The 18,366-nt window shown below is 65.5% G+C and carries 15 protein-coding genes and 1 pseudogene; 11 read left to right on the forward strand and 5 right to left on the reverse strand.

The genetic code is table 11. The annotated features are described in order from the left end of the window. Positions 1-98: 98 nt before the first annotated feature. Positions 99-2,063, reverse strand: coding sequence for a bifunctional tRNA (5-methylaminomethyl-2-thiouridine)(34)-methyltransferase MnmD/FAD-dependent 5-carboxymethylaminomethyl-2-thiouridine(34) oxidoreductase MnmC (mnmC, locus tag B3E94_RS15940; protein WP_286914256.1), 1,965 nt, complete (start codon positions 2,061-2,063; stop codon positions 99-101). A gap of 200 nt (positions 2,064-2,263) precedes the next feature. Between mnmC and pap the strand changes: the two genes are divergently transcribed. Both pap and B3E94_RS15950 read left to right on the forward strand, forming a co-directional pair. After that, a complete protein-coding gene (gene pap / locus B3E94_RS15945; RefSeq protein ID WP_236237451.1) occupies positions 2,264-3,757 on the forward strand; it encodes a polyphosphate:AMP phosphotransferase in 1,494 nt (497 codons plus the stop codon). A gap of 106 nt (positions 3,758-3,863) precedes the next feature. After that, a complete protein-coding gene (locus B3E94_RS15950; protein WP_286914258.1) occupies positions 3,864-4,820 on the forward strand; it encodes a DMT family transporter in 957 nt (318 codons plus the stop codon). 47 nt (positions 4,821-4,867) lie between these two features. On the opposite strand, the gene B3E94_RS15955 is transcribed toward B3E94_RS15950, so the two are convergent. Then, complete coding sequence (locus B3E94_RS15955) at positions 4,868-6,262, reverse strand: class II fumarate hydratase (RefSeq protein WP_236238079.1); 1,395 nt, start codon at positions 6,260-6,262, stop codon at positions 4,868-4,870. 154 nt (positions 6,263-6,416) lie between these two features. On the opposite strand from B3E94_RS15955, the gene B3E94_RS15960 reads away from it, so the two are divergent. The 7 genes and pseudogenes from B3E94_RS15960 to B3E94_RS15990 all read left to right on the forward strand — a co-directional run bounded on the left by B3E94_RS15960 (position 6,417) and on the right by B3E94_RS15990 (position 14,233). Further along, positions 6,417-6,941 carry a DUF2059 domain-containing protein gene (locus B3E94_RS15960; protein WP_176517088.1) on the forward strand — a complete coding sequence of 175 codons (525 nt, stop codon included), beginning with the start codon at positions 6,417-6,419 and terminating at the stop codon, positions 6,939-6,941. A gap of 10 nt (positions 6,942-6,951) precedes the next feature. Beyond that, a complete protein-coding gene (locus B3E94_RS15965) occupies positions 6,952-7,248 on the forward strand; it encodes a BolA family protein (RefSeq protein WP_110639591.1) in 297 nt (98 codons plus the stop codon). A gap of 204 nt (positions 7,249-7,452) precedes the next feature. Then, entirely contained in the window at positions 7,453-8,385 is a 933-nt protein-coding gene (locus tag B3E94_RS15970; RefSeq protein ID WP_176517090.1) for a rhodanese-related sulfurtransferase, read from the forward strand. Between the two features lie 3 nt (positions 8,386-8,388). Next, positions 8,389-9,021 carry a DsbA family protein gene (locus B3E94_RS15975; RefSeq protein WP_286914260.1) on the forward strand — a complete coding sequence of 211 codons (633 nt, stop codon included), beginning with the start codon at positions 8,389-8,391 and terminating at the stop codon, positions 9,019-9,021. Then, positions 9,014-10,846, forward strand: coding sequence for an ABC transporter ATP-binding protein (locus B3E94_RS15980; protein WP_176517092.1), 1,833 nt, complete (start codon positions 9,014-9,016; stop codon positions 10,844-10,846). Before B3E94_RS15975 ends, B3E94_RS15980 begins: the two co-directional genes overlap by 8 nt. A gap of 105 nt (positions 10,847-10,951) precedes the next feature. Beyond that, positions 10,952-13,408 (forward strand): annotated as a pseudogene (locus B3E94_RS15985) (EAL domain-containing protein). 39 nt (positions 13,409-13,447) lie between these two features. Continuing rightward, positions 13,448-14,233 (forward strand): TenA family transcriptional regulator, encoded by a 786-nt coding sequence (locus tag B3E94_RS15990; protein ID WP_236238074.1) that lies wholly within the window; start codon positions 13,448-13,450, stop codon positions 14,231-14,233. A gap of 69 nt (positions 14,234-14,302) precedes the next feature. On the opposite strand, the gene B3E94_RS15995 is transcribed toward B3E94_RS15990, so the two are convergent. The 3 genes from B3E94_RS15995 to ubiG all read right to left on the reverse strand — a co-directional run bounded on the left by B3E94_RS15995 (position 14,303) and on the right by ubiG (position 16,503). Beyond that, positions 14,303-15,043: a YciK family oxidoreductase gene (locus B3E94_RS15995; protein WP_176514228.1), complete on the reverse strand. Its 741-nt coding sequence runs from the start codon at positions 15,041-15,043 to the stop codon at positions 14,303-14,305. 87 nt (positions 15,044-15,130) lie between these two features. Next, positions 15,131-15,802 (reverse strand): N-acetylmuramic acid 6-phosphate phosphatase MupP, encoded by a 672-nt coding sequence (mupP, locus tag B3E94_RS16000; protein ID WP_176514226.1) that lies wholly within the window; start codon positions 15,800-15,802, stop codon positions 15,131-15,133. 2 nt (positions 15,803-15,804) lie between these two features. Then, on the reverse strand, positions 15,805-16,503 hold the full coding sequence (ubiG, locus tag B3E94_RS16005) for a bifunctional 2-polyprenyl-6-hydroxyphenol methylase/3-demethylubiquinol 3-O-methyltransferase UbiG (RefSeq protein ID WP_176514224.1): 699 nt from the start codon (positions 16,501-16,503) through the stop codon (positions 15,805-15,807). 110 nt (positions 16,504-16,613) lie between these two features. Here ubiG and mtnA point away from each other — a divergent pair, with 110 nt between their 5' ends. Further along, entirely contained in the window at positions 16,614-17,690 is a 1,077-nt protein-coding gene (mtnA, locus tag B3E94_RS16010) for an S-methyl-5-thioribose-1-phosphate isomerase (RefSeq protein WP_176514222.1), read from the forward strand. 335 nt (positions 17,691-18,025) lie between these two features. After that, positions 18,026-18,366: DNA gyrase subunit A (locus tag B3E94_RS16015; RefSeq protein ID WP_286914261.1), on the forward strand; the 341-nt coding region annotated here is incomplete at its 3' end.

Consider the following 18,366-nt stretch of genomic DNA (forward strand, 5'->3'; position numbering starts at 1 on the left):
CAATCGCCGGCAAGCCGGCTCCCACAGGGGTCTGCACAGGCATATGGAACCGCTGTGGGAGCCGGCTTGCCGGCGATTGGGCTGCCAAGCAGCCCCGTTCACTTACCGCGAATCAATTTGCGCAGCGCAAAGCGGTTCGGGTGGCACGCCTCGGCCACCGCGCGCGGCAACGGCAATGGCTCGGCACTGGCCCACGCCGCGATCAGCTCGCCGGCCAACGGCGCCGTGATCAGCCCCCGCGAGCCATGCCCGCTGTTCACATACAAACCCTCAAGCCATGGGCACGGCACCTCGGGCACCTGCCGTGCATCCTTGGCCAGCGCGGCATAGGCCTGGGCAAAGGCCCCGGCGTCGGCGAGCGGGCCGACGATCGGCAGGTAGTCAGGGCTGGTGCAGCGAAACGCCGCGCGCCCCTGGAGCTGTTCGGGTGCCAATGACGCCGTGCCCAGGCGCTCGGCCAGGTCGAGGGAAATTTCGTCGAGCATCGCCAGGTTGCCCTGGTGCTCGGCCACGGTCGGCGTCAGGTCGTCGCTGTGGAAGTCGAAGCTGGCGCCCAGGGTGTGTTCGTCGCCCCGTGGCGGTGCCACATAGCCCTCGGCGCAGACCACGGTGTGCAGTGCGCGGCTTGCCGCAGTGGCCGGCAAGCGGGTGATCTGCCCGCGGATGCGCTTGAGCGGCAATGCCGCGCACGGCTCGAAGCGCCGCACGTCGGCGGCACCGGCGAGCACCACCAGTGGCGCGCTGGCCAGCAGCTGTTCGCCCTCCCAGGCTTGCCAGAGGCCGTCGACCTTGCGCAGCTCGACCACGTCTTGATGCAGCCGCACTTGAATGTTCGGATGCTGCAGTTGTGCCTGGCACAAGGCCGGCGGGTGCACCCAGCCGCCCTGCGGATAGAACAGCCCGCCTGCAGGCAGCGCCACACCGGCAATCGCCTCGGCTTCAGCCTGCTCCAGCGTGCGCAGCAGGCCGCTGTCAAAAGCCTCGGCGAGCTTGGCCTGGCGCTCGGCTTCCTTGCTGTCGAAGGCCAGTTGCAGCACACCGCAAGCGTCCCAGTCCTGGCCTTTGGGTAAGCGTTCGAGCTGGCGGCGGGTGTAGCCGAAGCCGGACAGGATCATCTGCGACAGCGCCGTGCCATGGGCCGACAGCTTCAGGTATAGCACCCCTTGCGGGTTGCCCGAGGCTTCCTGGGCAGGGGCGGCGTGGCGCTCCAGCACGATGACCTGCCAGCCACGGCGGGCCAGGCTGGCGGCCGTGGCGCTGCCAGCGAGCCCGGCGCCGATCACCAGTGCCTGGCGCGGGCCTGGCAACGGGGCAGGGCGCGCGTACCAGGGGGCGGCGGGGCCGGGGAGGGGGCCGACGTAGGCGCCGCTCATCACCTCCCACTTCTTGCCGATGCCCGGCACCTTCTTCATGGCAAAGCCCGCCTCGACCAGGCTGCGGCGCACCCAGCCGGTGGTGGTGAAGGTGCCCAGCACAGTGCCCGGGTGCGACAGCCGCGCCAGCTGCGCGAACAGCTCCGGTGTCCACATGTCGGGGTTCTTGGCGGGGGCGAAGCCGTCGAGGAACCACACGTCGATCTGCGCATCGAGTTGCGGCAGCTGTTCCAGCACATCGCCGATCAACAGGGTGAGGGTGACCCGGCCTTCGGCGAAGGTGAATTGCTGGAAGCCCGGGTGCACCGCCACGTACTGCGCCAGCAGCGGTTCGGTGTAGGCGGCAAGCTCTGGCCACAGGCGGACGGCGCGGGCCATGTCGGCGTGGCCGAGGGGGTATTTTTCGACGCTGACGAAGTGCAGGCGCGCATCGCTGTGCGCGTGCTGCTCGAACAGCTGCCAGGCGCAGAAGAAATTCATGCCGGTGCCAAAACCGGTTTCGCCGATCACCACGCAGGCGTTCGGCGCCAGGTTGGCAAAGCGCTCGGCCAGGCGGGTCTGGCCGAGGAACACGTGCTGGGTTTCCTCGATGCCTTCGTTGACCGCGAAATAGACGTCGTCGTATTGCCGCGAATGGGGGCGGCCCTGGTCGTCCCAGTCGATCTGGGCGTGTTGCAGAAGGGTGGACATGGTTGGCTCGGTTGCAGCGGATGTGCGGATTTTATGCCATCTGCCGGATTTGCGCTGTGCCAGTAATGGCCCTGTCGCCGGCAAGCCGGCTCCCACCAGGAACCTGCCGAACCTTGTGGGAGCCGGCTTGCCGGCGATTGGGCCTTTACAGCCCCCGAGGAAAATCCGCTAGTCTTGCTAATCCAATGAAGGAGCCCAGCATGTTCGAATCCGCGGAAATCGGTCACAGCATCGACAAGGAAACCTACGAGGCCGAAGTGCCCGCCCTGCGCGAGGCGCTGCTCGAAGCCCAGTACGAACTCAAGCAGCAGGCGCGGTTCCCGGTGATCGTGCTGATCAACGGCATCGAAGGCGCCGGCAAGGGCGAGACGGTCAAGCTGCTGAACGAGTGGATGGACCCGCGCATGATCGATGTGCTCACCTTCGACCAGCAGACCGACGAAGAACTGGCCCGGCCCCCGGCCTGGCGTTACTGGCGCGCCCTGCCGCCGAAAGGGCGGATGGGCGTGTTCTTCGGCAACTGGTACAGCCAGATGCTCCAGGGGCGGGTGCACGGGGTGTTCAAGGATGCCGTGCTCGACCAGGCCATCGCCGGTGCCGAGCGCCTGGAGCAGATGCTCTGCGATGAAGGCGCGCTGATCATCAAGTTCTGGTTCCACCTGTCCAAGAAACAGATGAAGGCGCGCCTCAAGGCGCTCAAGGACGACCCGCTGCACAGCTGGCGGATCAGCCCGCTGGACTGGCAGCAGTCGGAAACCTACGACCGTTTCGTGCGCTTCGGCGAGCGCGTGCTGCGCCGCACCAGCCGCGACTACGCGCCCTGGCACATCGTCGAAGGCGCCGACCCGCACTACCGCAGCCTGGCGGTCGGGCGCATCCTGCTGGACAGCCTGCAGGCGGCGCTGGCGGTCAACCCCAAGGGCAAGCACCAGGGCAACATCGCCCCGCTGGGCCGCAGCATCGATCAGCGCAACCTGCTTGGCGCGCTGGACATGACCCTGCGCCTGGACAAGCAGGACTACCAGGAGCAACTGGTGACCGAACAGGCGCGCCTGGCCGGTTTGCTGCGCCACAAGCACATGCGCCGGCATGCCCTGGTGGCGGCCTTCGAAGGCAACGATGCCGCTGGCAAGGGCGGCGCCATCCGCCGCGTGGCGGCCGCGCTGGACCCGCGCCAGTACCGCATCGTGCCGATTGCCGCGCCCACCGAGGAGGAGCGTGCGCAGCCCTACCTGTGGCGCTTCTGGCGGCATATCCCGGCACGCGGCAAGTTCACCATCTTCGACCGCTCGTGGTACGGGCGGGTGCTGGTCGAGCGGGTCGAGGGCTTCTGCACGCCCAATGACTGGATGCGCGCCTACAGCGAGATCAACGACTTCGAGGAGCAGTTGGTGAACGCCGGCGTGGTGGTGGTCAAGTTCTGGCTGGCGATCGACCAGCAGACCCAGCTGGAGCGCTTCGAGGAGCGTGAGCAGATCCCGTTCAAGCGCTACAAGATCACCGAGGACGACTGGCGCAACCGCGACAAGTGGGACCTGTACGTCGATGCAGTGGGCGACATGGTCGACCGCACCAGCAGCGAGATCGCGCCATGGACATTGATCGAAGCCAATGACAAGCGCTGGGCCCGGGTGAAGGTGCTGCGCACCATCAACGAGGCGCTGGAAGCGGCGTTCGCCAAGCACAAGAAGTAAGCCTGCATGCCGCCGGGGAATGAACTGATGAATTCTTTTCCCGGCAGTTTTCCCTCAAGCCCTTAGAATCCAGCCTACCCCCACCACGGGCTCGATCGAGGACTTTATGCACACAACATCCGGCCGCTGGGGCTATGGCCTGTTCCTGGCACTGCTTACCGCGCTGCTCTGGGGCATCCTGCCCATCAAGCTCAAGCAAGTGCTGCAGGTGATGGACCCGGTGACAGTCACCTGGTACCGCCTGATGGTGTCCGGTGGTTTGCTGTTCGCCTGGCTGGCGATGCAGCGGCGTTTGCCGGCCGTGGGCAAGCTGCCGGCCAGGGGCAAGGGCCTGCTGGTGGTCGCGGTGTTCGGCCTGCTCGGCAACTACGTGCTGTACCTGTTCGGCCTGAAGCAGCTCAGCGCTGGCACCACGCAGCTGGTGGTGCAGATGGGCCCGGTGTTGTTGCTGGTGGCCAGCGTGCTGGTGTTCAAGGAGCGCTTCAGCCTGGGGCAGGGCGTCGGCCTGTTAATCCTGCTGGGCGGCTTTGGCCTGTTCTTCAATCAACGCCTGGAAGAGCTGCTGACTTCGCTGGGCATCTACACCACCGGGGTGCTCACGGTGCTGCTGGCCACCAGCATCTGGGTGTTCTACGCGCTGAGCCAGAAACAGCTGCTGACGGTGTGGCATTCGCAGCAGGTGATGATGGTGATCTACCTGGGTTGCGCCGCGCTGCTGACGCCTTGGGTGCACCCGCTGCAGGCGCTGCAGCTGTCGCCGCTGCAGGGCTGGCTGTTGCTGGCCTGTTGCCTGAATACCCTGGTGGCTTATGGCGCCTTTGCCGAGGCGCTGGCGCACTGGGAAGCCTCGCGGGTGAGTGCCACGCTGGCGATGACGCCGCTGGTGACGTTCGTGGCGGTGGCGGTGGCGGCCTGGGTGTGGCCTGACTATGTGCAGGCCGAGGACATCAATGCCTTGGGGTATGTGGGGGCGGTGACGGTGGTGCTGGGGTCGACGCTGGTGGCGGTGGGGCCTTCGCTGATGGCGGGGTGGCGGGCGCGCACGGCCAGGGTGGCGGGTTGAGGCTAGCGGCCCTATCGCCGGCTTGCCGGCGATAGGGCCAGTACAGATCAGCCTTTGCCACCGGGTGCCAGCATGTTTTCCGGCCGCACCCACTGGTCGAACTGCTCGTTGGTGAGGTACTTCAACTCCAGCGCCGCCTCGCGCAAGGTCTTGCCTTCGCTGTAGGCCTTCTTGGCGATTTCCGCCGCCTTGTCATAGCCGATATGCGGGTTCAGCGCCGTCACCAGCATCAGCCCGCGCTCCAGGTGCGCAGCCATCTGTTCGGCATCCGGCTCGATCCCGGCCACGCAGTGCAGCTGGAAGTTGCGACAGCCATCGGCCAGCAACTCGATCGACTGCAGCAGGTTATGGATGATCACCGGCTTGAACACGTTCAACTGCAGGTGCCCTTGGCTGGCGGCAAAGCCGATCGCCGTGTCGTTGCCCAGCACCTGGCAGGCCAGCATCGACAGCGCCTCGCACTGGGTCGGGTTGACCTTGCCGGGCATGATCGAGCTGCCCGGCTCGTTGGCCGGCAGGCGCACCTCGGCCAGCCCCGCGCGCGGGCCGGAACCGAGCAGGCGCAGGTCGTTGGCGATTTTCATCAAGGCCACCGCCAGGGTCTTCAGGGCGCCGGCCAGGCTGGTCAGCGGCTCGTGGCCGGCAAGCGCGGCGAACTTGTTCGGCGCGGTGACGAAGGGCAGGCCGGAGAGGGCGGCAAGCTCGGCGGCGATGGCTTCGGCAAAACCGTGCGGGGCATTCAGCCCGGTGCCCACCGCCGTGCCGCCCTGGGCCAGCTCGCACACCGCCGGCAAGGTGGCGCGGATGGCGCGCTGGGCATAGTCGAGCTGGGCGACGAAGGCCGACACCTCCTGGCCGAAGGTGATCGGCGTGGCGTCCATCATGTGCGTGCGGCCGGTCTTGACCAGCTTGTGGTGGCGCGCCGACAGCTCGGCCAGGCCCGAGGACAGCTCGGCCACCGCCGGCAGCAGTTGCTCGTGCACCGCTTGCGCCGCAGCGATGTGCATGGCGGTGGGGAAGCAGTCGTTGGAGCTCTGCGAGCGGTTGACGTGGTCGTTCGGGTGCACCGGCGCCTTGCCGCCGCGGCCCTTGCCGGCCAGCTCGTTGGCGCGCCCGGCGATCACCTCGTTGACGTTCATGTTGCTCTGCGTGCCGCTGCCGGTCTGCCACACCACCAGCGGGAACTGGTCGTCATGCTCGCCATCGAGCACTTCGTCGGCGGCCTGCTCGATCAGCCGGGCGATATCGGCCGGCAGGTCGCCATTGCGGTCGTTGACCCGCGCCGCGGCTTTCTTGATCAGGGCCAGGGCGTGCAGCACCGCGAGCGGCATGCGTTCCTTGCCGATGGCAAAGTTGATCAGCGAGCGCTGGGTCTGCGCGCCCCAGTAGGCGTTCTCCGGAACTTCGACTGGGCCCAGGCTGTCTGTCTCGATACGGCTCATGCTGCGTTCACTCCTTTGTCAGTCAGAATCAGCAGTTTAGGCCCTCATGCGAACGTGCGGTTCAATCGCTCGTCGTGCCACTTGAGCGCTGCGCCCCTGCGGGAGCAGAATGCTCTACTCTGAGGTACCGCCTCCCCCTCCTGAAGGAAATGCAATGACCCGTCTTCGTGTCCTCTGTGCCGCCGTCGCCCTGGCCTGTGCCAGCGGCCAGGTACTCGCTGCCACCGCCAGCCACAACGCTGCTGCCGAGAAATTCCTGACCCTGGCCAACGCCGACAAGCTGGGCACTCCGGTGTACATGCAGGTCCAGCAGATGTTCGCCCAGCGTTTCGCCCAGACCAAGGCGCCGTCTTCCAAGCAGCCGGTGCTGGAAAGCTACCAGGCCAAGGCCAACGCCGCCCTGGACAACGCCATCGGCTGGAACAAGCTGAAGCCGAAGATGGTCGACCTGTACACCCAGACCTTCACCGAGCAGGAGCTCAAGGACCTGGTCAAGTTCTACGAGTCGCCACTGGGCAAGAAAGTGCTGCGTGAAATGCCCAAGGTCACCCAGCAGTCGGCCCAGCTGACCCAGCAGAGCCTGGAACCTGCGGTACCTGTGGTCAACAAGCTGCTCGAAGACATGACCAAGGAACTGGACCCCAACGCTGGCAAGGCCGCCGCCCCGGCGAAGAAGTGAGTAGCGAGCGATGAGCATGCAGCAACGCATCGAGCAGCAGTTGGCCGCGCTGGCCCCGCAACACCTTGAAGTGCTCAACGAAAGCCACATGCACAGCCGTGGCCAGGAGACCCACTACAAGGCGGTGATCGTCAGCGAGCAGTTCGCCGGGCTCAATAGCGTCAAGCGCCACCAGAAGGTGTACGCCACCATGGGTGAGCTGATGGGCGAGATTCACGCCCTGGCGATCCACACCTACACCGCCGAGGAGTGGGCCAAGGTCGGTGCTGCACCGGCCTCGCCGGTGTGTGCTGGCGGCGGGCACTGAATCCGTTCCGTCGTTCTGGTACAATCTGCAACATCCCAAGGGGGCCGCTGAGCGGCCCATCGCCGGCAAGCCGGCTTCCACAGGTACAGCGCACGCCGCACCTGTGGGAGCTGGCTTGCCGGCGATGGGCTGCGCAGCAGCCCCCTGTTTCATGTCAAACCTGGTCCGCCCCTTACGAGGGCAACCACCTGGAGATTCACTTACATGTCCCAACCGATCGTCGTGGCGGCGCTGTACAAGTTCGTCACCCTGGAAGACTACGTCGAACTGCGCGAGCCGCTGCTCAAGGCCATGCTCGACAACGGCGTCAAAGGCACCTTGCTGATTGCCCATGAAGGCATCAACGGCACCGTCTCGGCCACCCGCGAAGGCATCGACGGCCTGCTCGCCTGGCTGCGCAGCGATGCGCGCCTGGTGGATGTCGACCACAAGGAGTCGTACTGCGACGAGCAGCCGTTCTACCGCACCAAGGTCAAGCTCAAGAAAGAGATCGTCACCCTGGGCGTGCCGGGCGTCGACCCGAACCAGGCGGTCGGCACCTATGTCGAGCCCAAGGACTGGAACGCGCTGATCAGCGACCCGCAAGTGCTGCTGATCGACACCCGCAACGACTACGAAGTGGCCATCGGCACCTTCAAGGGCGCCATCGACCCGAAGACCGAGACCTTCCGCGAGTTCCCCGAGTACATCAAGGCCAACTTCGACCCGAGCAAGCACAAGAAGGTGGCGATGTTCTGCACCGGCGGCATCCGCTGCGAAAAAGCCTCCAGCTACATGCTCGGTGAAGGCTATGAGGCGGTCTATCATCTTAAGGGCGGCATCCTCAAATACTTCGAGGAAGTGCCTCAGGAAGAGAGCCTGTGGGACGGCGACTGCTTCGTCTTCGACAACCGCGTCACGGTGCGCCATGACCTGAGCGAAGGCGAGTACGACCAGTGCCATGCCTGCCGCCACCCGGTCAACGTGGAAGACCGCGCGTCCGAGCACTATTCGCCAGGCGTGAGCTGCCCGCACTGCTGGGACAGCCTGAGCGAGAAGACCCGGCGCAGCGCCATCGACCGGCAGAAGCAGATCGAGCTGGCCAAGGCCCGCAACCTGCCGCACCCGATCGGTTACAACTACAAAGCCGAGGCCTGATGCATGACCGCACGCCTGCTCTATGTGATGGACCCGATGTGCTCCTGGTGCTGGGGGTTCGCGCCGGTGGCCGCGGCCCTGATCGCCCAGGCGGCTGAGGCGGGCGTGCCGACGCGGCTGGTGCTGGGTGGCTTGCGCAGCGGCGGCAGCGCCCTGGATGCCTCCACCCGGCGCTACATCCTCGAGCATTGGCAGGCGGTGAGCGAGGCCACCGGGCAGCCGTTTCGTTTCGACGGTGCCATGCCCGACGGCTTCGTCTACGACACCGAGCCGGCTTGCCGGGCCCTGGTCACCGCCCGCGAGCTGGACGCCGAGCGCGTATGGCCGCTGCTGGCGCTGATCCAGGCGTCGTTCTACGAGCAGGGCGTGGACGTCACCACTGCCCCGCACCTGGTCGAGCTGGCCGAGCGGGCCGGTTTTGACCGCGCGCTGTTCGCCGAGGCCTTCGCCCGCGCCGATATGCGCGCCGCCACCGCCGCCGATTTCAGCTGGGTGCAGGACTTGGGCATCGCCGGCTTCCCGACGCTGCTGGCCGAACGCAATGGCCAGCTGGCGCTGCTGACCAACGGCTACCAGCCGCTGGAGAGCCTGCAACCGTTGCTCGGCCGCTGGCTACAGCAGGCCGTCTGTGCTTGATTTGCCAGGGTCGCCCGACCCTGTGCCAGGGAAGCCCGCTGCTGTGCCCGACCGCCTGAGCTGGGCGGAAATCCGCCGCCTGGCCCTGCATCACAAGAAAAACCTGTGGACTGCCAACCTGGTGGCGGTGCTGGCTGCCTGCTGCAGCGTGCCGATCCCGTTGCTGCTGCCGTTGCTGGTCGACGAAGTGCTGCTGGGCCATGGCGACGCCGCCCTGAAGTTCATGAACCACCTGCTGCCCAGCGGCTGGCAGGTGGCGGCCGGCTACATCGGCCTGATGCTGGTGGTGACGCTGTGCCTGCGCCTGGCCGCGCTGGCGTTCAACGTGGTGCAGGCCAAGCTGTTCGCGGGCTTGGCCAAGGACATCGTCTACCGCCTGCGCATCCGTCTGATCGAGCGGCTCAAGCGCATCTCGCTCAAGGAATACGAAAGCCTGGGCAGCGGCACCGTGACCACCCACCTGGTCACCGACCTGGACACCCTGGACAAGTTCGTCGGCGAAACCCTCAGCCGTTTCCTGGTGGCCATGCTCACGCTGACCGGCACCGCGGCGATCCTGATGTGGATGCACTGGAAGCTGGCGCTGCTGATCCTGCTGTTCAACCCGCTGGTGATCTACTTCACTGTGCAGTTGGGCAAGCGCGTCAAGCACCTGAAGAAGCTCGAGAACGACAGCACCTCGCGCTTTACCCAGGCGCTGGCGGAAACCCTCGATGCCATCCAGGAAATCCGCGCCGGCAACCGCCAGGGCTACTTCCTCGGCCGCCTTGGCCTGCGCGCCCGCGAAGTGCGCGACTACGCCGTGGATTCGCAATGGAAGAGCGACGCCAGCGGGCGCGCCAGTGGTCTGCTGTTCCAGTTCGGCATCGATATCTTCCGCGCGGCGGCGATGCTCACGGTGCTGTTCTCCGACCTGTCGATCGGGCAGATGCTGGCGGTGTTCAGCTACCTGTGGTTCATGATCGGCCCGGTCGAGCAGCTGCTCAATCTGCAATACGCCTACTATGCGGCCGGTGGCGCGCTGAGCCGCCTCAACGAGCTGCTGGCGCGCGATGACGAGCCGCAGTACGCGGCGGCCAGCGACCCGTTCGCCGGTCGTGAAACCGTGGGCATCGAAGTGCGCGACCTGCGTTTTGCCTATGCCGACGAGCCGGTGCTCGAGCACCTCGACCTGTCCATCGCGCCGGGTGAGAAGGTGGCCATCGTCGGTGCCAGTGGCGGCGGCAAGAGCACCCTGGTGCAGTTGCTGCTGGGCTTGTACAGCGCCCAGGCCGGCACTATCCGCTTCGGCGGTGCGAGCCTGCAGGAAATCGGCCTGGAAACCTTGCGCGAGAACGTCGCGGTGGTGCTGCAGCATCCGTCGCTGTTCAACGACAGCGTGCGCGCCAACCTGACCATGGGCCGCGAGTGCACCGATGAAGCCTGTTGGCAGGCTCTGCGCATCGCCCAGCTGGACGCCACCATCGCCGCCTTGCCCCAGGGCCTGGACAGTGTGGTGGGGCGTTCCGGGGTGCGCTTGTCTGGCGGGCAGCGCCAGCGCCTGGCGATTGCCCGCATGGTCCTGGCCGAGCCCAAGGTGGTGATCCTCGACGAGGCCACCTCGGCGCTGGACGCTGCCACCGAGTACAACCTGCATCAGGCCCTGGCGCGTTTTCTCAGTGGCCGTACCACGCTGATCATCGCCCACCGCCTGTCGGCGGTGAAGCAGGCTGACCGGGTGCTGGTGTTCGATGGCGGGCATGTGGCCGAGGACGGAGGCCATCAGCAGCTGATTGCCGAAGGCGGGCTGTATGCCAAGTTGTATGGGCATTTGCAGCAGACCTGAATCCTGATATCCCTGGCAAAATTCCCCGTCATGCAGATGGCAAATGGCCTACGCTGTGCTTGTCTGGGTTGAATCGAGCCTTTTCTGCTCTGTGACAGGGACTACATGAAGGGATATCGCACGCTAGAGGCGCCAAGGTTGCTGGGTATCATCTGGCCCTTCATCGCCGTTGTAGTCTTCCAGGTCTTGCTGGGCAGCCTCAGCCTTTATGCGTTGTCGGCCGTGCGGGCCTACGTCGCGGGCGAAAGCCTGTGGTCCAAGGCGCAGAAAGATGCCATCTACTACCTGAACCTGTATGCCGACAGCGGCGACGAGCGCACCTACGAGCGCTACCGCCAGGTCATCACCGTGCCCCAGGGCGACCACTTGCTGCGCGAGGTCCTCGACCAGCCCGACCCGGACCTGGAGGCCGCGCGCCAGGCCGTGCTGCAGGGCGGCAACCACCCCGACGACGTCGACCGGATCATCTGGTTCTACCGCAACTTTCACCAGATCAGCTACATGCAGACCGCCATCGCCTACTGGAACATCGGCGACGACTACCTGAACAAGCTGGACGTGCTGGCCAACGAAATGCGCGACGGCTTCGCCAAGGGGCAGGCCACGCCTGAGCGGGTGGACGACTGGCGTGCCCGCATCGTCTTCATCAATGAAGGCGTAACGCCGGCAGCCAAGGCCTTCAGCGATGCCCTGGGCGAGGGCTCGCGCATGCTGCTGCGGGTGCTGCTGATCACCAACCTGCTCACCGCGCTGTTCCTCATCACCATCGCCTGGCGCCGTTCGAGCAAGTTGCTGGCCCAGCGCCAGGCCTTCGCCAGCGCCCTGCAGGAAGAAAAGGAACGGGCGCAGATCACCTTGCAGGCGATTGGCGATGCGGTGATCACCACCGATGTCGACGGCTGCATCGGCTACATGAACCCCGCCGCCGAGCAACTGACCCACTGGCAGGCCGGGCAAGCCCTGGGCCTGCCGCTGACGGCGCTGTTCAGCCTGGTCGAGGAGCAGGCCGAGAGCGATGGCAGGGGGCTGCTCGAGCAGGTGCTCAGCGGCAACCTCAAGGGCGGTGCCGAGCATGCGCGGCTGATCCAGCGCCTGGACGGCACCACGGTGTCGATCAACCTGGTCGGCTCGCCGATCATCAATGACGGGCAGGTGGCCGGCATCGTGCTGGTGCTGCACGACATGACCCAGGAGCGCCAGTACATCGCCAACCTGTCATGGCAGGCGACCCATGACGCCCTGACCGGCCTGGCCAACCGCCGCGAGTTCGAGTACCGCCTGGAGCAGGCGCTCAATGGCCTGGTGCGCCAGGCCGGGCGGCACGCGCTGATGTTCCTCGACCTCGACCAGTTCAAGCTGGTCAACGATACCTGCGGCCATGCCGCCGGCGATGAGCTGCTGCGGCACATCTGCGCCGTGCTGCAGTCGGGGCTGCGCGAGGGTGACACCCTGGCCCGCCTGGGCGGCGACGAATTCGGCGTGCTGCTGGAAAACTGCCCGCCCGAGCAGGCGGAAAAGATCGCCGAAAACCTGCGCCAGGCCGTGCAGAGCTTGCACTTCGTGTGGAAGGGGCGGCCCTTCGTGACCACCGTGAGCATCGGCCTGGTCAACATGGCGCAGGCGCCTTCCACCCTGGAAGCCTCCCTGCGGGCGGCCGACATGGCCTGCTACATGGCCAAGGAGAAGGGGCGCAACCGGGTGCAGGTGTACCACGCCGATGACAGCGAGCTGTCCATGCGCTTTGGCGAGATGGCCTGAATCCAGCGCCTGCACGTGGCCCTGGAGGAAAACCGCTTCTGCCTCTACGCCCAGGAAATTGCTCCGCTCGCGGCCATCGACGGGCCTGGCCATATCGAAATCCTCCTGCGCCTGCACGATGAAAGCGGCCGCACCATCCTGCCGGACAGCTTCATCCCGGCGGCCGAGCGTTATGGCCTGATGACGGCGCTCGACCGCTGGGTGGTGCGCAATGTGTTCCAGGTCATCCGGCAAAGCCTGGACGAAGGCCGGGAAGGCCCGCTGGCCATGTGCGCGATCAACCTGTCGGGTTCGAGCATCGGCGATGACAAGTTTCTCGAGTACCTGCGGCGGCTGTTCGTCGAATATGCCATCCCGCCCCGGCTGATCTGTTTCGAGATCACTGAAACCAGCGCCATTGCCAACCTGGGCAGCGCCATCCGATTCATCAACGAATTGAAAGGGCTGGGCTGCAAGTTCTCGCTGGATGACTTCTGTGCCGGAATGTCGTCATTCGCCTATTTGAAACATTTACCTGTCGACTTCTTGAAGATCGACGGAAGTTTTGTCAAAGATATGCTGGATGATCCGGTCAACCGGGCCATGGTCGAGGTGATCAACCACATCGGCCATGTCATGGGCAAACGGACCATCGCCGAGTTCGTTGAAACACCGTTGATCGAGCAGGCCTTGCAGGAGATCGGCGTGGACTACGCCCAGGGCTATCTGATCGAACGACCGCAGGTGTTCACCTGCGACAGTCTGCAGCGCCAACGGATTGCTGCACGGCCCCTGCTGCATCGGGCGCCTGGAACCTTTCGCTGAATACATGCCGGCAAGATCACAGGGATCAAGGAGCTGAAAGTGATTGATGCATTCGTTCGTATCGGGCCATTGATGGACCCCGCCAGTTACCCCCAATGGGCTCAGCAGCTGATCGAAGATTGCCGGGAGAGCAAGCGCCGGGTAGTCGAGCATGAGTTCTACCAGCGCTTGCGCGATGGTCAACTGCGCCAGTCGACCATTCGCCAGTACCTGATCGGTGGCTGGCCGGTGGTGGAGCAGTTCTCGCTGTACATGGCCCATAACCTGACCAAGACCCGCTACGCCCGCCACCCCGGCGAGGACATGGCGCGGCGCTGGCTGATGCGCAATATCCGCGTCGAACTCAACCATGCCGACTACTGGGTGCACTGGTGCCACGCGCACGGTATCCACCTGCACGAACTGCAGGGCCAGGAAGTGCCGGCGGAGCTCAACGGGCTCAACGACTGGTGCTGGCGAGTGTGCACCACCGAGTCGCTGGCCATTGCCATGGCGGCCACCAACTACGCCATCGAAGGGGCGACGGGGGAGTGGTCGGCGGTGGTCTGCGCCGAAGACACCTATGCCATGGGCTTCCCGGAAGACCAGCGCAAGCGCGCCATGAAGTGGCTGAAGATGCATGCCCAGTATGATGACGCGCACCCGTGGGAGGCGCTGGAAATCATCTGCACCCTGGCCGGCGAGAACCCCACCCAGGGGCTGCGCAATGAACTGCGCAAGGCGATCTGCAAGAGTTACGACTGCATGTACCTGTTCCTGGAACGGTGCATGCAGATGGAAGGGCGGCAGCAGGGGCGTATGCGCCCGGCGTTGGCTGCGGGTTGAGACTGGGCCGGCCCTATCGCCGGCAAGCCGGCTCCTACAGGGAGCTGGCTTGCCGGAGGCGACACAGGCTCACTGGGCGTTGAACGCCTGCCCATTGACCCCGGTGCTGTCCGGCCCCATCAGGTATAGGTACACCGGCATGATCTCTTCAGGCAGCGGGTTGTTCTGCGGGTTCTCGCTCGGATAGGCCTGGGCCCGCATCGCCGTGCGCGTGGCGCCCGGGTTGATGCTGTTGGAGCGCACCGGCGCAACCCCTTCAAGCTCGTCGGCCAGGGTCTGCATCAGCCCTTCGGTGGCGAACTTCGACACCCCATAGGCGCCCCAGTAGGCACGGCCCTTGCGCCCGACGCTGCTGGAGGTGAACACCACCGAGGCGTCCTCCGACAGCTTGAGCAGCGGCAGCAGGGTGCTGGTGAGCATGAAGGTGGCATCGACGTTGATGTGCATCACGCGCATGAAGTTGTCGCCCGAGAGCTGCTCCAGTGGCGTGCGCGGGCCGATGATCGAAGCGTTGTTGAGCAGGCCGTCGAGGCGCCCGAACTGGTCCTCGATCATCACCGCCAGCTCGTCGTACTGGTGGGGCAGGGCGGTTTCCAGGTTGAACGGGATCACCACCGGCTGCGGATGGCCGGCGGCCTCGATCTGGTCGTAGACCTCGTTGAGGTTGGCTTCGGTCTTGCCCAGCAGCAGCACGGTGGCGCCCAGGGCGGCGTAGGCCTTGGCAGCGGCGGCGCCGATGCCGCGGCCGGCACCGGTGACCAGGATGACCCGGCCTTTGAGCAGGTCGGGGCGGGCGGTGTAGTCGAACATTGAATATTCCCTATCTCTATGGGCTGACACGGGCCTTGTGGGAGCGGGGCAAGCCCGCTCCCATAGAGTTCGCGTTGATCGTCAAGCTCAGCAACCGCACAGGGCGCTGTCGATCACCTTGCGCAACTCCAGCGGGTGGTCCACCACCACATCGGCACCCCAGTTGTTCGGGTTGTCTTCTGGATGAATATAGCCATAGCGCACTGCCGCGGTGCGGGTGCCGGCGTCGCGGCCGGACTCGATGTCGCGCAGGTCGTCGCCGACGAACAAGACGCTGGCCGGGTCCAGGTTCAAGGTCTTGCAGGCCAGGATCAGCGGCTCGGGGTCGGGCTTGCTGTGCTTGACGTGGTCCGGGCAGATCAGCAGGGCCGAGCGCTCGGCCAGGCCCAGGCGCTGCATAATAGGTTCGGCGAAGCGCACCGGCTTGTTGGTGACCACGCCCCACAGCAGGTTGCCTTTCTCGATGTCGGCCAGCAGTTCGCCCATGCCGTCGAACAGCTTGCTGTGCACCGCGCAGTCGCGCTGGTAACGCTCCAGGAACTCCAGGCGCAGCGCCTCGAAGCCATCGTCTTCGGGGGCCATGGCGAAGGTCGCGGCGACCATCGCGCGGGCGCCGCCGGAGATCACGTCACGGATCAGCTTGTCGTCGACGGCCGGCAGGCCGCGTTCGGCCAGCATGGCCTGGCAGATGGCGATGAAGTCCGGCGCCGTGTCGAGCAGGGTGCCGTCCATGTCGAAGAGTACTGCTCGCAAACGCATGCTCATTCCTCGCGCAGGGTCTGGATCATGTAGTTGACGTCGACGTCGCTGCACAGTTTGTAGTGCTTGGTCAGCGGGTTGTAGGTCAGGCCGATGATGTCCTTCACTTCAAGGCCGGCAACGCGGCTCCAGGCGCCCAGCTCGGACGGGCGGATGAATTTCTTGAAGTCGTGGGTGCCGCGCGGCAGCATCTTGAGGATGTATTCGGCGCCGACGATGGCCAGCAGGTAGGCCTTGGGGTTGCGGTTGATGGTCGAGAAGAACACCTGGCCACCGGGCTTGACCATGCGGTAGCAGGCGCGGATCACCGACGACGGGTCGGGCACGTGCTCGAGCATTTCCAGGCAGGTGACCACATCGAACTGCTCGGGCATTTCTTCGGCCAGGGCCTCGGCGGTGATCTGCCGGTACTCCACTTGCACGCCCGATTCCAGCTGGTGCAGCTGGGCCACGGCCAGCGGCGCTTCGCCCATGTCGATACCGGTGACGCTGGCACCGCGCAGGGCCATGGCCTCGCTGAGAATGCCGCCACCGCAGCCCACGTCGAGGACTTTCTTGCCGGCCAGGCTGACGCGCTCGTCGATCCAGTTGACGCGCAGCGGGTTGATGTCGTGCAGCGGCTTGAACTCGCTTTCGCGGTCCCACCAGCGGTGCGCCAAGGCTTCGAACTTGGCGATTTCGGCGTGGTCGACGTTGCTCATTGAACAATCCTCTGAATCTTCTACGAATTGCGCCGGAGTATACCCGAGCGCCCAAGGCCCAGGGTCGCTATAATCGCCGGCTTTTGATATCCGAATGACGGGGAGAGGGGATGCGCGAGCGACTTTTGGCGGCACAGAAGGTGACCGGGATTCGCTGGCAGCACCGCGTCCTGCACCTGCTCGACCAGCGCCTGCTGCCGTCGCAGGAGCGCTGGCTGGCCTGCGACAATGTCGCGCAGGTGGCCGCAGCCATTCGTGACATGGCCGTGCGCGGCGCGGCGGCCATCGGCATCGCCGCGGCCTATGGCCTGGTGCTGGCCCTGGAAGAGCGCCTGGCCGAGGGCGGCGACTGGGAGATGGACCTGGAAGAGGACTTCCTCACCCTGGCCGAATCGCGGCCCACCGCCGCCAACCTGTTCTGGGCGCTCAACCGCATGCGCGAGCGCCTGCAGCGGCTGCGCCCCGACGAGGACGTGCTGGCGATCATGGAGGCGGAGGCGGTGGCCATCCACGAAAGCGACCGCGAGGCCAACCTGACCATGGCCCAGTACGGCATCGAGCTGATCCGCCGGCACCAGGGCAACGCGCAGACCCTGCTGACCTACGGCAATGCCGGGGCGCTGGCCAGCGGCGGCTTCGGCACGGCGCTGGGGGTGATCCGCGCCGGCTACCTGGAGGGCATGGTCGAGCGTGTGTATGCCGGCGAAACCCGCCCTTGGCTGCAGGGTTCGCGCCTGACCGCCTGGGAGCTGGCCAACGAAGGCATCCCGGTGACCCTGTGCGCCGACTCGGCGCTGGCCCACCTGATGAAGACCAAAGGCATCACCTGGGTGGTGGTCGGTGCCGACTGCATCGCGGCCAACGGCGACATGGCCGGCAAGATCGGCACCTATCAGCTGGCGGTCAGCGCCATGCACCACGGGGTGCGCTTCATGGTGGTGGCGCCAAGTACCAGCATCGACCTGAACCTGGCGACCGGCGAGGACATTCCGCTGGAAGAGCGCGATGCCGACGAGTTGCTCGATTATGCCGGCACCCGGGTGGCGCCGGATGTCGAGGTGTTCAACCCGGTGTTCGACGTGACCCCGGCGGACCTGATCGATGTGATCGTGACCGAGCGTGGCATCGTCGAGCGGCCGGATGCGGCCAAGCTTGCCCAGCTGGTGTGCCGCAAGCGTTTGCACTAGGCCGGTCGGGCCCTATCGCCGGCAAGCCGGCTCCCACCGGCTTACCACAGGCCCAAGCTTCCTGTGGGAGCCGGCTTGCCGGCGATAGGGCCGCCGCGAACCCCTCATATTCTTGCCCAGCGGCAGGCTGCCACATCTCCCCACCGCCACTGCCTTTGTGATAACATCCGGCAGTTTCCAAGACCGCCCATCACGGCGGCCAATTTTGCGCAGATCCATGGCACAACTCATTGATTTGTCGTAAGTCGTCGCACCCCTAAGCGCTGCGGCGGCGAGCTTCGTTCGGCCCTTGATGGAGCTACGAAGTTTCACCAGAAAAAGGAATCAGGCTTCTCATGGGCGAACTGGCCAAAGAAATCCTCCCGGTCAATATCGAAGACGAACTGAGACAGTCTTACCTCGACTACGCGATGAGCGTGATTGTCGGGCGAGCGCTGCCCGATGCGCGTGACGGCTTGAAGCCCGTGCATCGTCGCGTTCTCTATGCGATGAGCGAACTGGGCAACGACTGGAACAAGCCGTACAAGAAATCCGCCCGTGTGGTCGGTGACGTGATCGGTAAGTACCACCCGCACGGCGACACTGCGGTCTACGACACCATCGTGCGTATGGCCCAGCCGTTCTCGCTGCGCTACCTGCTGGTCGACGGCCAGGGCAACTTCGGTTCGGTCGACGG

Origin of the sequence: Pseudomonas sp. UBA6315 (assembly GCF_002438125.1) — a bacterium.
Taxonomy (GTDB): Bacteria; Pseudomonadota; Gammaproteobacteria; order Pseudomonadales; family Pseudomonadaceae; genus Aquipseudomonas; species Aquipseudomonas faucium.